Source organism: Luteibacter sp. dw_328, from assembly GCF_018449605.1.
Taxonomy (GTDB): domain Bacteria; phylum Pseudomonadota; class Gammaproteobacteria; order Xanthomonadales; family Rhodanobacteraceae; genus Luteibacter.
In genome coordinates this window covers 105,816-120,368 of record NZ_JAAVUW010000008.1, presented here as the reverse complement: position 1 = coordinate 120,368, position 14,553 = coordinate 105,816, and the positions used below count along the sequence as shown (strand labels likewise).

Annotated in this window: 10 protein-coding genes and 1 riboswitch; of the genes, 2 read left to right on the top strand and 8 right to left on the bottom strand. The window is 65.6% G+C overall.

All coding sequences use genetic code 11. The annotated features are described in order from the left end of the window. Nucleotides 1–28: 28 nt before the first annotated feature. From HB634_RS18885 to ahcY, 5 genes are all read right to left on the bottom strand, one after another. On the bottom strand, nt 29–856 hold the full coding sequence (locus tag HB634_RS18885; protein ID WP_213949721.1) for a DUF2846 domain-containing protein: 828 nt from the start codon (nt 854–856) through the stop codon (nt 29–31). An 87-nt stretch (nt 857–943) separates the two neighbouring features. Next, nucleotides 944–1,858, bottom strand: a complete 915-nt coding sequence (locus HB634_RS18880; RefSeq protein WP_213949720.1) for a branched-chain amino acid transaminase — start codon at nt 1,856–1,858, stop codon at nt 944–946. Between the two features lie 84 nt (nt 1,859–1,942). Then, a complete protein-coding gene (locus HB634_RS18875) occupies nt 1,943–2,449 on the bottom strand; it encodes a DUF4124 domain-containing protein (protein ID WP_063571437.1) in 507 nt (168 codons plus the stop codon). A 73-nt stretch (nt 2,450–2,522) separates the two neighbouring features. Then, a complete protein-coding gene (gene metF, locus HB634_RS18870; RefSeq protein ID WP_213949719.1) occupies nt 2,523–3,353 on the bottom strand; it encodes a methylenetetrahydrofolate reductase [NAD(P)H] in 831 nt (276 codons plus the stop codon). Between the two features lie 245 nt (nt 3,354–3,598). Then, entirely contained in the window at nt 3,599–5,029 is a 1,431-nt protein-coding gene (gene ahcY, locus HB634_RS18865; RefSeq protein ID WP_213949718.1) for an adenosylhomocysteinase, read from the bottom strand. 18 nt (nt 5,030–5,047) lie between these two features. Next, nucleotides 5,048–5,128, bottom strand: a riboswitch (S-adenosyl-L-homocysteine riboswitch). Between the two features lie 94 nt (nt 5,129–5,222). Between ahcY and ppc the strand changes: the two genes are divergently transcribed. Beyond that, nucleotides 5,223–7,928, top strand: coding sequence for a phosphoenolpyruvate carboxylase (ppc, locus tag HB634_RS18860; RefSeq protein WP_213949848.1), 2,706 nt, complete (start codon nt 5,223–5,225; stop codon nt 7,926–7,928). Between the two features lie 173 nt (nt 7,929–8,101). Continuing rightward, the gene (locus HB634_RS18855) at nt 8,102–10,084 is read left to right on the top strand and encodes a methyl-accepting chemotaxis protein (RefSeq protein ID WP_213949717.1); all 1,983 of its coding nucleotides are present in this window, start codon (nt 8,102–8,104) and stop codon (nt 10,082–10,084) included. Between the two features lie 125 nt (nt 10,085–10,209). Here HB634_RS18855 and HB634_RS18850 read toward each other — a convergent pair whose 3' ends face one another. From HB634_RS18850 to HB634_RS18840, 3 genes are all read right to left on the bottom strand, one after another. Next, nucleotides 10,210–12,084: an ATP-binding cassette domain-containing protein gene (locus tag HB634_RS18850; protein ID WP_213949716.1), complete on the bottom strand. Its 1,875-nt coding sequence runs from the start codon at nt 12,082–12,084 to the stop codon at nt 10,210–10,212. A 131-nt stretch (nt 12,085–12,215) separates the two neighbouring features. After that, nucleotides 12,216–13,259 (bottom strand): aldose epimerase family protein, encoded by a 1,044-nt coding sequence (locus HB634_RS18845; RefSeq protein WP_213949715.1) that lies wholly within the window; start codon nt 13,257–13,259, stop codon nt 12,216–12,218. Between the two features lie 27 nt (nt 13,260–13,286). Then, nucleotides 13,287–14,465 carry a XylR family transcriptional regulator gene (locus tag HB634_RS18840; RefSeq protein WP_213949714.1) on the bottom strand — a complete coding sequence of 393 codons (1,179 nt, stop codon included), beginning with the start codon at nt 14,463–14,465 and terminating at the stop codon, nt 13,287–13,289. Nucleotides 14,466–14,553 lie beyond the last annotated feature (88 nt).

Here is a 14,553-nt window from a genome sequence, read left to right as displayed (position 1 = left end):
GGAGCCGACTTGTCGGCGATGCTTTGTCTTACCCCTGCGGCGCGCCTTCGTGGCAGTTCGCCCCATTGCAGACGATCTCCAGCGCACTTCCGCCGGCCGGGCACGTGCTGTACAGGCGTGCGTTATCTCCATCGACGCTACGGACGCGAATCATGCGGTCGCATTGATGGATGGCGGCGAGGTTCTGTGCGGCGTTGAACATCGGTACGGTCACGCGCGGATCGAGGGAGGCTGGACCACCTTCTGCCTGGACCGTCCCGACGGCGGGCGCGGTCGCGTCAGCGGTCTGCGCGCTGATGGAAGCGGGTGCTGCTTCGGCCGGAGCCGACGCTGGAGTCGCTTCAACAGCGCGGGCGGAAGCGACGGGTGCGGCGACCTTCGGCGTGCTGTCGTCCGGCAAGCGGAACGCCGGTGCGTCGGTGCGTAGTAGAGCGCACTCGCGAACGCCGTCCTGCCCCTTGTCGGTGTCGACCTGGTGCAGCATGCTATTCGCGGACCACATGCCCATCTTCACTTCCTGCCAAACGTAATACGTCTTGCCAGCCTGTGTATCCAGCGAGAGCGACGAGATCTTTTCGCCCCTGGAGGTGATGGTATGCGGGCCAGGCGGCAGGGCGAGTTGCAGGAAGCTCTTCGGTCCGGTGTCGCCAACGGCGGTACCGTCGACACTCACGTGCAGCTTGATGGCCGAGCCAAGGATCTCGTCGCGATAAATGTAGACGACGGCCTTGTCGGTGATCGGCGAGAACGTCTTTGCTTGTTCGCTGGCATCGCGGCCAGCCTTGTTGACACTGGCGCACCCACTGACCAGGCACGCAATGACGATCGCCGCAACGGCGATATGACGGATCTTCATGTGTTCCCCCTGTTGATTAGCCAGTCCTGTTGGCTCGTTCCCTGGCGGGGGCATCGTAGCGCGTCCGTGCGCTACGGAGGAGGGGGCTTAGAGTGCCTCGAGCCAGCCCCAGCGGTCGGCGGTCTTTCCGCTGAACAGGCCGAAGTAAAGCTCCTGCAGGCGACGGGTGATCTGGCCGCCCTTGCCGTTTCCGATCTGTTTGCCGTCGACCGCGCGGATCGGGGTGACTTCCGCCGCCGTGCCGCACATCAGGATTTCATCGGCGAGATACAGGTACTCGCGCGGCAGGTCGCGCTCGACCACCTCGATGCCGTCCTCGCGGGCGAGGGTCATGAGCGTGTGGCGGGTAATACCGGTGAGGATCGACGCGCTCGCCGGCGGTGTATGCAGCACACCTTCGAACACGAGGAACAGGTTCTCGCCGGCGCCTTCGCTGAGCAGGCCGGTCGAGGCCAGTGCGATGCCTTCGCCGAAGCCGAGACGACGCGCTTCACGCGCGATCAGCTGGCCTGAAAGGTAATTGCCGCCCGCCTTGGCACCGGCCGGAATGGTGTTCGGCGCGAAGCGCTGCCAGCTGGACACGCAGGCGTCGATGCCGTTCTCCAGCGCCTCGGGACCGAGGTAGGGGCCCATGGGCCAGGTAGCCACGGCGACGTCGGTGGGGCACTCGGCCGAGAGGCCGAAACCGCCCAGGCCGCGGAAGGCGACGGGGCGCAGGTAAGCGGCCTTGAGGTCGTTCTTCTTGACTACGTCGCGGCACGCCGCGGCGAGCTCGTCGATCGAGTAGGGGATCTCGATGTCGTAGATCTTGGCCGACATGTACAGGCGCTTGAGGTGGTCGGTGAGGCGGAAGATGGCCGCGCCGTCCGGTGTCTCATAGCTGCGGATGCCCTCGAACACCGAGGATCCGTAGTGCAGCGCATGCGCCATGACGTGAACGGTGGCATCGCGCCAGGGCTTGATCTGCCCGTTCTGCCAGATCCAATCGGGGTAGTTCTGCATGGGTTCGCTCTCCAGGGGACCGCCCATGATAACGCGCGGCGCCAGCGAGGCCATGGCGCGACGCGTCAACGGGCGCCACCAGGCTCAGGCCGGCGGGCGCAGCCAGAGGCAGCCGGAGTCTCGCACCACGCTGAAATGGGCGCGGCGGGTGGCGGCGTCGTTGCCGGGCCGCGAGGTCACGGCGTCGAGCCCCCCGGCTTCATTGCCCTCCACCGCCAACAGGGGCTGGTGGACCAGCGCCTCCATGTTTCGGATGTTCTCTACCGCGCCACCGCTTCCGTAGCCGTTCCACAGGATCAGCCCGCCGATGCGGTTGGCATCGCGGTTGGCGAAGGCCTGGGCGATGCCCTCGCGTAGACCGGCTACGTCTTTCGCACACAGGAGGCCGGTGCTGGGTCCGGCAGGCGCGTCGGCGGCGCTGGAGCTGGCTGCCGGAACCGGCGGCGGCATGATGGATGTCGCGCCGATGCTCGTGCACTGCTGGTCGGAGAACACGGGGCGGCCGTCCGTGCCGACGCAGCGGTGGATCGTCGTCTGCGCGGCGGCAGGCAGGGCGATCAGGAGCAACAGCAGGACGAGGACACGTTTCACGAGGGCGGCACGCGTGGCGATGGTGCGCCATCATCCGCGTACGCGCTTCAGCGGAGAGTGACGGTGCGCACGTTTAGCGCGCGGCGAGTCGCTCCAGCACGCTGATCGTCGCCTTGGCCCGGTTGATCGTATAGAAGTGCAGGCCGGGCGCGCCGCCGTCGAGCAGGCGCTGGCAGAGTTCGGCCACCACGTCGGCACCGAGGTCGCGTACGGCGGCTGCGTCGTCGCCATGGGCCTGCATGCGCTTGACGATCCAGCGCGGAATTTCCGCGCCGCATTGCTCGGAGAAACGGCGCAGCTGGCTGAAGTTTGCGATCGGCATGATGCCCGGCACGATCGGGACCTTCACGCCCAGCTTCGTCACGTCATCGATAAAGCGGAAATAGGCGTCGGCATTGAAGAAGTACTGGGTGATGGCACCGTCGGCACCCGCGTCGACCTTTGCCTTGAAGTGGTGCAAGTCGTGGAGGGCGTTTTCGGCCTGGGGATGCGTTTCCGGGTAGGCGGCCACTTCGATGTGGAAGTGGTTGCCGCTGTGCTCGCGGATGAAGGCGACGAGCTCTGCCGCGTAGCGGAAGTCACCGGGGGACGCCATGCCCGAGGGCAGGTCGCCACGCAGCGCGACGATGCGGCGGCAATCGGTGGCTTTGTAGAGGTCGAGCAGGGCGGCGATCTCGGCGCGGGTGCCACCCATGCAGGACAGGTGTGGTGCCACCGACAGGCCATGCTCGACGCGCAGGCGCTTCACCGTCTCGTCCGTATAGCTCAGGGTCGAGCCCCCGGCACCGAAGGTGACCGAGACGTAGTCGGGCGCATGCGGTTTGAGACGGGCGACGGCCGCGTCGAGCTGGGCGCGCTGCTCGTCGGTCTTGGGCGGGAAAAACTCGAAGCTGATGGCGGGCATGGGTGCGGTTCCCGGTACGATGACCTGAGTATATATCTTTCCATCCAGATGGAAAGATGGCTATTCGGTATCGACTGGCCCCCGGCCGACTTGCGTGGCCCCTGTAGGAGCTGATTCATCGGCGATCCCGCGGCAGCGGCCAGGTCGTCGCGAGCACCCATTCGCCGATGAATCGGCTCCTACGACAGCCCGGACAAAAAAAGGCGCCCCGAGGGGCGCCTTCGATATCGCAATGAAGCGATCGATCAGTAGCGGTAATGATCCGGCTTGTACGGGCCTTCCACCGGCACGCCGATGTAGTCAGCCTGGTCCTTTGTCAGCACGGTGAGCTTCACGCCGATCTGCGCCAGATGCAGGCGAGCGACTTCCTCGTCGAGCTTCTTCGGCAGGCGGTACACCGTCTTCTCGTAGGTGTCCTTGTTGGCCCACAGGTCCAGCTGCGCGAGCGTCTGGTTGGAGAAGCTGTTCGACATGACGAAGCTCGGGTGGCCGTGGGCGCAACCGAGGTTCACCAGGCGGCCTTCGGCCAGCATGTAGATGGCGTTGCCCTTGGCGAAGGTGTAGCGGTCGACCTGCGGCTTGATCGTCTCGCGGGTGACGTCCTTCGCGCCGTTGAGGCGATCCATCTGGATTTCGTTATCGAAGTGGCCGATGTTGCAGACCAGGGCGTTGTTCTTCATCGCCGCCATGTGCTCGAGCGTGATGATGTCCTTGTTGCCCGTGGTGGTGACATAGATGTCGCCGAGGCCGAGGGTCTCTTCGATCGTGGTGACCTGGAAACCTTCCATCGCCGCCTGCAGGGCGTTGATCGGATCGATCTCGGTGACGATCACGCGGGCGCCGAAGCCCTTGAGCGAATGCGCGCAACCCTTGCCCACATCGCCGTAACCGCAGACGACAGCGACCTTGCCCGCGACCATGAGGTCCGTCGCGCGCTTGATGCCGTCGGCCAGCGACTCGCGGCAACCGTAGAGGTTGTCGAACTTGCTCTTGGTCACCGAGTCATTGACGTTGATGGCCGGGACCAGCAGCTTGCCGGCTTCGGCGAGCTGGTACAGGCGATGCACGCCGGTGGTGGTCTCTTCCGAGACACCGCGCCATTCGGCGGCGACCTTCTTGAACCAGCCCGGACGGGCGGCGGCGGTACGCTTGACCAGGTCCTTGATGACCTGCTCTTCGTGGTTGCCGCTGGGCGTGTTGACCCAGTCGCTGCCGTCTTCGAGTTCGACACCCTTGTGGATGAAGAGCGTGGCGTCGCCGCCGTCGTCGACGATGAGCTGCGGGCCGAGTTCGCCCGGGTGGGTCAGCATGTCGAGCGTGCAGTCCCAGTACTCTTCCAGCGACTCGCCCTTCCAGGCGAACACCGGCAGCTCACCCTCGGCGAGCGCCGCGGCGACGTCGTCCTGGGTGGAGAAGATGTTGCAGGATGCCCAGCGCACCGAAGCGCCCAGCTCACGCAGGGTTTCGGCGAGGACGGCGGTTTCCTTGGTCACATGCAGCGAGCCGGAGAGGCGCACGCCCTGAAGCGGCTTCTCCTTGGCGTAGCGCGCACGGATCTGCATCAGGCCCGGCATTTCTTCTTCGGCCATGCGGATGCGACGGCGACCGAGGGCGGCCTGCGTGATATCGCGGACCTTGAAGTCCTGGAATGCGGTGTCTTTGGTAACGGCGTTCATGGGGCGTAGCTCCGATTGGTTACGGGGGCGCCGTTGTACAGGAGGCCGCGCCGAGCCTGGCCTATGGGGGACCCCATGGTCGCAGCGCCCCTCGGCGGGCAAAACGGTCTCCCATTGTATCGCGGAATCCGGATGCAGGGATGAACACACTTTTTTAGGTACTCTCGGGGTTCCGATGACTGCAGAGCGCCCGATGGAAGCCGCACGCGATCCCGAATTCCTGCCCCACGACGGCCCCCTACGCGAGGACGTGCGCCGCCTCGGTACCCTGGTTGGCCAGATGCTCGCCGAGCAGGGCGGCCAGGCCTTCTACGAGCGCGTGGAACATGTAAGGACGACGGCCATCCACCGCCGGCGCAGTGGCGCCGCCGTGGATGCCCTTGCCGAGCCGCTGACCGGCCTGGAGGCGGCCGACGCCGAATCGCTGGCCCGCGCCTTTGCCACCTACTTCCAGGCGGTGAACACGGCCGAGCGCGTTCATCGCATTCGCCGTCGTCGCGACTACCAACGGGAAGGCGGCGCGCCCCAGCCGGAGTCACTGGCCGCCGTGCTGACCCGACTCAAGAAGGACGGGGTCAGTCGCCAGGAGCTCACCGCGCTGCTCGGCCGCCTGGATGTCGAGCCGGTCTTCACCGCGCATCCCACCGAGGCCGTCCGCCGCTCGCTGCTGGAAAAGGAGCAGGAGATCGTGCGCGCGTTGGTCGACGAGTTCGACCCGACGCGTACGCCGCAGGAGCTTCGCGACGACGACGCACGCATCCTGATGGCGCTGTCCGCCGGCTGGCAGACGGCGGAGGCCTCGCCGGTACGGCCGAGCGTGCAGGATGAGTTCGATCATGTGGGCTTCTATATCGCCCGACCGATCTACCGTGTGCTGCCGGCGCTTTACGAAGCGCTGGAGCAGGCCATCGCGGAGACCTACGGTGAAGGCGTGACCCTTCCGCGTCTGCTGCGTTTCGCCACCTGGGTCGGCGGTGACATGGACGGTAATCCGAACGTCAATGCCGAGACCATCGCGGCAACGCTCGGTGCGCAGCGTTCCCTGGTGCTGGAGCGTTACCTTGACGACGCCGGCGAACTGGGTCGGCTGCTCAGCCAGACCGACGACCGCGTGGCGCTCGACGACCAGCTCGTTCGCCGGCTGGAGCGCTACCACGACGAACTCCCCGCCGCCGCGGCGGCTATCCGTCCGCGCCATGCGGATATGCCGTACCGAAGCTTCCTGAAGTTCGTCGCCGCACGCCTCGAAGCGACGCTGCATGAAGAGCCCGCGGCCTATGCCTCGGCAGACCAGTTCATCGACGACATCGCGCTGATCCAGAAGAGCCTTGTCGCGCACGGCGGCAAGCATGCCGGTGCCTACGCTGTCGGGCGCCTCCTCTGGCGCGCGCGTACGTTTGGCTTCCACCTGGCTCGTCTGGACGTACGCCAGGATGCGCGTGTGCATGACGAAGCGCTGTCCGCACTGCTCGACGACGCGGAGTTCGCGAACCACGACACGCCCACCCGGGTAAAGATGCTGCGTCCCTACGCCGCCGGCGAGCGCAGTTTCGTCGCCGGCGATGGCAACGAGGCCGCGACGATGCTGCGCGATGTATTCGCCACCCTGGCGGATTCGCGCAAGCGTTACGGCCAGGAGGCTACAGGCCTGTACATCATCAGCATGGCCGAAAGCGCGGCGGACGTGCTCGCCGTGCTGGCACTGGCGCGGCGCGGCGGACTGGTCGAAGACGGACGCGTGCCGCTCGACGTCGCGCCCTTGTTCGAGACTATCGACGATCTCGCCGGCGGTGCGGAAACCCTGCAGGCCCTGCTCGACGACCCGGTCTATCGCGAGCACCTGAAGGCCCGCGGCGATCGCCAGTGGGTGATGCTCGGCTACTCGGACAGCGGTAAGGACGGGGGCACGCTGGCGTCGAAGTGGAGCCTGCAGCGCGCCCAGGTCGATCTGCTCGAGGTAGCGGAGAAGGCCGGCATCCGTGTGGCCTTCTTTCATGGTCGCGGCGGCTCGGCCAGCCGTGGCGGTTCACGCATCACGCCGGCCCTGATGGCCTCGCCGCGGGGTTCCGTCGGCGGCGTGCTGCGCGTCACCGAGCAGGGCGAGGTGATTCATCGCAAATACGGTATTCGCGCGCTGGCCGTGCGCAACCTCGAGCAGACGCTGGGCGCGGTGATGCGCGCCTCGCTGCGCCCGCGCGACGTGGAAGTACGCGAGCCGGGCTGGAAGGACACCATGGCGAAGCTCTCGGCGGAAAGCCGCAAGGCGTATCGCGCCTTCGTCGATACCGAAGGCTTCGTCGATTATTTCCGTGGCGCCACCCCCATCGACGTGATCGAGCGCATGACGCTCGGCTCGCGTCCCGCGCGCCGTCGCAGCATGAAGGGCGTCGAAGATCTGCGCGCCATTCCGTGGGTATTCTCCTGGACACAGTGCCGCGCCGTGCTCACCGGGTGGTACGGCCTGGGCAGTGCTCTGGATGTCGTGGCGAAGGAGTGCGGGGAAGAGCATCTCGTGAACATGGCACGCGAGTGGCCCTTCGTCTCGACCATGCTGGACGACGTGGAAATGGTGCTGGCCAAGGCAGACATCGACATTGCCGAAGCCTTCTCCCGACTTGCCGGCCCCCTGCACGAGCGCTTCTTTCCGATGATCCGCGCGGAGTTTGAAAGAACGGTGGCCTGGGTCCTCAAGCTCAAGGGTGCCGACGAATTGCTTGCAGGCGATCCGCGCCTGGCCACGTCGATCCGCCTGCGCAATCCCTACGTGGACCCCATGAGCCTTCTCCAGGTCGACCTGCTCAGGCGCTGGCGCGCCACGGGCGGCAAGGACGATGCCCTGCTCAACGCGCTGGTGGCCTGCGTCAATGGGGTGTCCCAGGGTCTGCAGAACACCGGCTGAGCGATTTGCCAGACAAGAACGATTTGCCAGACAAATCGGTGAGACGGCGGTTTTCGCCGTCTCACCAGCCCGGGAGAATGCGCGCCAAGGCCTAAAGTCCGCCGGAAGTCTGCCGACAACGCCGGTGTAAGGGTGTCCGCAAGGGATGCCCGATGACTTCGCAAAGGCTTCATATGAACAGGATCGGTAGTCGCGCCTTTGCGCGCAGCATGAGCGTGGGCGCCCGCCTGACGCTGCTCGTCGTCGGCATCGTGGCCCTGGGTGTCGCGGCACTCACGATCGTGGTGACCACCATGGTCTCGCGGGAGCTGGAGACGCGCGCACGTGACGACCTCGCGCGGGGCAACCGGGCCATCATCGCGACGGTAAACACCTTCAGCGGTGCGTTGCTCGCCGAATCGGATCGCTTCCTCGGCCTGTTCGAGAGCTATTACCCGGGCACGTTCTCGGTGGATGACAAGCACCGCGTGACGATGGGCGGGCATACCGTGCCTACCCTGTTGCATGACGGCAAGGTGCTCAACGGCGAGTTCGGCCAAGTGGACGAGTTCTCGTCGCGGGCGCATGTGGTCGCGACCCTGTTCGTCCGCGACGGGCCGGACTTCATTCGGGTCAGTACGTCGCTCAAGAAGGAAGACGGCTCACGCGCAGTCGGTACGTCGATCGACCACGCCCACCCGGCCTTCCCGCAGTTGCTGTCCAATAAATCGTACGGTGGCCCCGCGGTCCTGTTCGATCGCCCGTATATCACGCGTTACGAGCCGATCCACGACGCGTCCGGCAACGTGATCGGCGCCTGGTTCGTTGGTGTCGAGATCACCAGTGAGATGGCCAATCTTTCCCAGGAGATCGCCTCGATCCACATCGGCCAAAGCGGCTATTACTCGGTTATCGATGCCAGCGCCGGCAAGCGCTACGGCACGTTCATCGTGGATCCGATGATGAAGGATGCCGCCGCCCGGATCGACGGTGCGGCGCTGAAAGTGATGGATGTGGACGGTCAGCCGGTGTTCGGCCGCATGCTGTCAGGCAAGCAGGGCGAATTGCGTTACAGCGCCAGCGCGGACGGCCATACGGTGGATCGTCTTGCCGTCTATGCCACCGATCCGGCCTGGAGCTGGCTGGTCGCCGGCACCGTTGACATGGACGAACTGTATGGGCCGGTGCGACATCTGCGCATGGTTGCGATCGGTACCGCTATCGGCATGGTCGCCGTGCTTTGCCTGCTGCTCTTCATCGCGATCCGTGCGCGTATCACCCGGCCGCTGTCGCACGCGGTCGAAGCGGCCAGGCGGCTTGCCGAGGGTGACCTTACGGCACGCCTGGAGACCACGCGTGGCGACGAAATCGGTCAGTTGATGCGTTCCATCGACGGCATCGGCGACGGACTCGGCGACATCGCCCGCTCCGTGCGCAAGGCGGCGGCGAGTATGGCGGGAAGCACGTCGGAAATCGCGGCGGGTAACGCCGATCTGTCCACGCGCACCGAAACCCAGGCGCACGAGTTGCAGATGACGGCGTCGAGCCTCGACGAGTTGACGCGTACCGTGCGTGACAACGCCGGCAATGCGGCGCGCGCCAGTACGCTGGCCGAACATGCCAGCGTCGCCGTACAGCAGGAGGCGGGAGCGATGCAGGGGGCGGTGGAGGCGATGAACGGCATCCAGGCCTCCGCCCAGCGTATCGCGGACGTCATTGGCATCATCAACGGGATCGCCTTCCAGACCAACATCCTGGCGTTGAATGCGGCTGTCGAGGCCGCTCGCGCCGGCGAGCAGGGCAGGGGCTTCGCCGTCGTAGCGGAGGAGGTACGCAACCTCGCCCAGCGCAGTGCGACGGCGGCGAAGGAGATTGAATCGCTGATCACCGAATCGGTCGAGCAGGTTGACGCCGGCCACGGCCTGGTCACCGAAGCGGGCCGCAACATGACGACGGTGCTCGGCCGTATTCGTGACGTGGCCGACCTGATGGGCAGCATCAGCCGGGCGACGAACGATCAGTCCGAACAGATCGGCCGAATCAACCACGCCGTCTCGCGCATGGACGATTCGACCCAGCAGAACTCCGCGCTGGTGGAGGAGGCCGCTGCCGCGGCGAAGAGCCTGGAGGATCAGGCGGGTGAGTTGGCGCGGGTGGTGGAAGTGTTTCGGTTGTAACGGAGGAGCACCGCCGAGTAGGAGCATCGCCGATGAATCGGCCCCCACCGAGCGGGATACTGCGACCTGCTCGGTAGGAGCCGCTTCAGCGGCGAAGGGTGCTCGCGATCACGCGTGTTGCGCGATCAACCTTCCAGCTCTTCCCACCGCGCGAAAGCGGTATCCAGCTCGGCCTGAACCTTCGCCAGTTCCTCGTTGCCGCGAGTGATCGCCGCGGCATCCTGCTGGAAATACTTCGGATCGTTCATCGCCGCCGTGCGTTTCGCGATTTCGGCCTCGAGTTGCTCCAGCTTCGCCGGCAGGAGATCCAGCTCGCGCTGTTCCTTGAACGACAGCTTCTTCTTCGGAGCGGTGGCAACCACGGGTGCCGGTGTCGGCGCGGGCGCCGGTGCCGACTTCGCATTCGATGCGCGCGCCGCGGCGATGATCGGCTTCTGGCGCAACCACTCGGTGTAGCCGCCGATGTACTCGCCGACCTGGCCATCGCCCTCGAGCACCAGGGTGCTGGTCACCACGTTGTCGATGAAGTCGCGGTCATGGGACACGAGCAGAAGCGTGCCGGTGTAATCGCCGAGCAGCTCCTCGAGCAGTTCCAGCGTTTCCACGTCGAGGTCGTTGGTCGGCTCATCCATCACCAGCAGGTTGGACGGCTGGGCGAACAGCTTGGCCAGCAGCAGGCGGTTGCGCTCGCCACCGGAGAGACGGGTGATCGGCGCGCGCGCACGTTCCGGCGAGAACAGGAAGTCCTGCAGGTAGCCGATGATGTGCTTGCGCTGGCCGTTGAGCTCGATGTACTCGCGGCCTTCGGCCACGTTGTCCAGCGCGTTCAGGGTGTCGTCGAGGGTGGAGCGGTGCTGGTCGAAGTAGGCGATCTGCAGGCCCGTACCGAGCGTCACTTCACCCTGCTGAGGTTTGAGCTCGGCAAGCAGGATCTTCAGTAGCGTGGACTTGCCCGCGCCGTTCGGTCCCATGATGCCAACGCGGTCGCCGCGCATGATGGTGGTCGAAATATCGCCCAGCAGCGTGCGGCCGCCGTAGGCCTGGGTGATGTGCTTGGCGTCGACCACCTTGCGTCCACCCGCCTGCGCAACCGCGAGCGTGATCTTGGCCGTACCCGACTGCTCACGACGCTCGGCGCGCTCGTTGCGCAGCGCCTTCAGCGCGCGCACGCGGCCTTCGTTACGGGTCCGTCGTGCCTTGATGCCCTGGCGGATCCAGACTTCTTCCTGGGCCAGCTTGCGATCGAAGTGCGCGACGGCCTGGGCTTCCGCATGCAGGCGCTCTTCGCGGCGGCGCAGGTAGTTGTCGTAGTCGCCCGGCCAGCTGGTCACGTTGCCGCGGTCGATCTCGACGATGCGCGTGGCCAGTGAACGCAGGAAGCTGCGGTCATGGGTGATGAAGACGATGCTGCCGCTGAAGTTCTTCAGGAAGGTTTCGAGCCAGGCGATCGCCTCGATGTCGAGGTGGTTGGTCGGCTCATCGAGCAGGAGCAGGTTGGGGTCCCGCACGAGTGCCTGACCCAGTAGCACGCGCCGTTTCATACCACCGGAGAGGTCGGCGAAATCGGTATCGGCGGGTAGTTCCAGCCGCTCGATCACCTGCTCTACGCGCGACTCGAGGTCCCAGGCGTTCAGCGTCTCGATCTTCGTCTGGACTTCGCCCAGCGCGTCCATGTCGCCCGCTTCGAGCGCGTGATGGTAGCGGGCGAGCAGATGACCCAACTCGCCCAGGCCATCGGCCACGACGTCGAACACGCTGCCCGTGGTGTCCTGCGGCACTTCCTGGGTCAGGCGGGCGATGCGGGTGCCGCCTTGCAGGCGGATCTCGCCGTCGTCGGCATGGATTTCGCCGGCGATCAGCTTGAGCAGGGTGGACTTTCCGGCGCCGTTGCGCCCGACGATGCAGACACGCTCGCCGGCATCGAGGGAAAGATTGACCTGTTCGAGCAGGAGCGGGCCGCCGACGCTGTAGTCGACATTGAGGAGTTGGATAAGGGACATCCGCCCATTCTACCCGCCCGGGGCCCTCAAGGCTCTTGTGGGAGCCGATTTATCGGCGATGGGTGCTTGAGGCAACCTTGCCCTCTGGCGCGGGATCGCCGATGAATCGGCTCCTACAGAGGTAGGTCCGATCAGGCGGTATCGACCTTGTAACGCGTGTGCTGGCGCCAGGTGACCCCGGGCCGCAGGATCGCTCCTTCGGACTCCGGCGAGTTGACCTGGTCGGGAAAGGCCTGGGCCTCCAGGGCGAAGCCGGCGAACGGGCCGTACGGCTCCGGGTCGCGGCTGGGCTGGCCGGTGAGCTTCTGGCCACTGTAGAACTGCAAGCCCGGCCGATCCGTCTCAACCGTCAGGCGACGACCACTCGAGGGTTCACTGACGACCGCCACCGTTCGCATCGCCGAGCCCGTCGGTCCACGCGGGATGTAGCAGTGATCGAACCCGCCGACGAGGCGAAGTTGTGGATCGGGCCAATGCAGGCGCGATCCGATCGGCGCCGCGTCGCGGAAATCGAACGCGGTGCCCGCCACGTGCTGCCGGCCGACCGGAATCGCCCCCGCGTCGATGGCAAGGAACTCGTCCGCATCGATCCGGATGACGTGGTCGCGGATATCGGGCCGACGGTCATTGAGATTGAAATAGGGGTGGGCGGTGAGGCTCAGCGGGGTCGGCGCATCGGACGTGGCTTCGTACTGGAGGTCCAGCGTGCCGTCGTCGTCGAAACGGCAGCGGAGTTCCACGCGTACCTCGCCCGGGAAGCCGCCGTCGCCCTCAGGTGAAACCAGGCGCATCACCAGCGACTCGCCGTCCGCTTCCACGTCCCAGCGCTGCAGGTGGAAACCGTACTGCCCGCCATGCAGATGGTTGCCACCGTCATTGCGGTCTACCTTGTAGTCGATGCCATCGAGGCGAAAACGCCCGCCGCGTATGCGGTTGGCCCAGCGACCGACGATGGCGCCCATGTAGGCATTCGAGTCGAGGTACTGCTGCGCCGTGGCATGGCCGAGCAACACCTCGCCCAGGCGCCCCTGGCGATCGGGCGATTGCCAGCCGAGCAAGGTGCTGCCGAGATCGGTGATGTCGATCTGCGCATCGCTCGCGTTGCGCAGGGTCCAGCGGTGGAGCGGTCGGCCGTCGGGAAGCTGGCCCCAGGCGGTGGCGTTGAATACGGGCATGGATAAAGCGATCCCTGCGGGCAACGATCAGGTTGCGGCCGTCTTGCGATGGAGGTCGAGGTACTGGCGCGGCGTACAGTCGTATTCGCGCCGGAATACCGCATACATGTATTGCAGTGAGGTGAAGCCACAGCGCAACGCGATGTCGGCGAGCGATACGTCCGAGTTGGCGATGAGATCGCAGGCGGTATCCAGCTTGTGCGTGAGGATCACCTGGTGCACGGTCTGTTTAAGCTCGCGTTTGAAGTGTTCTTCGAGCACGGTGCGTGATACGCCCACGTAGTCGGCAACCTGTTCGGTCTTGATGCCGAGGCAACCGTACTGGCGGATGTAATGGCTGGCGCGCATCACATGCGGGCTGCGTATCGGATGGAACTTGCTCGACGCCTGCACGTTGATACCGACCGGTGGCACGAGCACGCGGGTGCCAGCGCAGTCCATGCCACGCAGCATCTGGTGCAGCAGATGGGCCGCGGTGCGGCCCATTTCCTCCGCGCCCTGAATCACCGAAGTGAGCGGGATGCGCGTGAGCAGCTGGGCCATCGGGTCGTTGTCGATACCGACGATGGCGATCTGCTCAGGTACCGCGATGCCGCCCATCACACAGGCCTGCAGCAATTGCCGGGCGCGCGCATCGGTGACTGCCACGATGCCGATGGGCTTGGGCAGCTCGGCCAGCCAGGTCACCAGCTCTTCGACGGCCTGCCCCCAGCCGCCGGCACTGGTCGGAGAGCCCTGGTAGACCAGTCCTTCGACCGATTCTTCGTCCACGATGGCGCGGAACGCGTGCTCGCGTTCATGGGCCCAGCGGCTGGTCGGGTGCGGTGGCAGGCCATAAAAAGCGAAACGCGTCAGGCCCTGCTCAATCAGGTGGTCGTAGGCGAGGCGGATCAGCCGGGCGTTATCCGTGGCGATGTAAGGCACGTCGGTCGGGTAGTTGGCCGGGTCGTGATACGAGCCGCCCACCGCCACCACGGGAATGTGGAGGTCGCTCAACATGTCCGGTGCCTCGGGGTCGTCGAAGTCGGCAATGACCCCGTCGCCGCGAAACTGGTGGATATCGCGCATGCGGCTGCGGAAGTCCTCTTCCATGAAGAGGTCCCACTCGACGCGCGTGCTGTTGAGGTAATGCCCAATGCCGGCGATGACCTGACGGTCATAAACCTTGTTCGCGTTGAAAAGAAGGGCGATGCGATGGGGTGCCATGACCGTGGAAATTACCACGCCGCGCGTTAAACCGGTCATGACGCACCGCGGCAAAGAAAACCACGGGAACGGCGAGGGAAATCGCAAT

Excerpts from the sequence above, each read along its gene's own strand:
- metF (WP_213949719.1), bottom strand. The coding sequence starts at position 3,353 with ATGCCCGCCATCAGCTTCGAGTTTTTCCCGCCCAAGACCGACGAGCAG.
- HB634_RS18885 (WP_213949721.1), bottom strand. The coding sequence starts at position 856 with ATGAAGATCCGTCATATCGCCGTTGCGGCGATCGTCATTGCGTGCCTG.
- HB634_RS18855 (WP_213949717.1), top strand. The coding sequence starts at position 8,102 with ATGAACAGGATCGGTAGTCGCGCCTTTGCGCGCAGCATGAGCGTGGGC.
- HB634_RS18845 (WP_213949715.1), bottom strand. The coding sequence starts at position 13,259 with ATGCCCGTATTCAACGCCACCGCCTGGGGCCAGCTTCCCGACGGCCGA.
- ppc (WP_213949848.1), top strand. The coding sequence starts at position 5,223 with ATGGAAGCCGCACGCGATCCCGAATTCCTGCCCCACGACGGCCCCCTA.
- HB634_RS18840 (WP_213949714.1), bottom strand. The coding sequence starts at position 14,465 with ATGGCACCCCATCGCATCGCCCTTCTTTTCAACGCGAACAAGGTTTAT.
- HB634_RS18880 (WP_213949720.1), bottom strand. The coding sequence starts at position 1,858 with ATGCAGAACTACCCCGATTGGATCTGGCAGAACGGGCAGATCAAGCCC.
- HB634_RS18850 (WP_213949716.1), bottom strand. The coding sequence starts at position 12,084 with ATGTCCCTTATCCAACTCCTCAATGTCGACTACAGCGTCGGCGGCCCG.
- ahcY (WP_213949718.1), bottom strand. The coding sequence starts at position 5,029 with ATGAACGCCGTTACCAAAGACACCGCATTCCAGGACTTCAAGGTCCGC.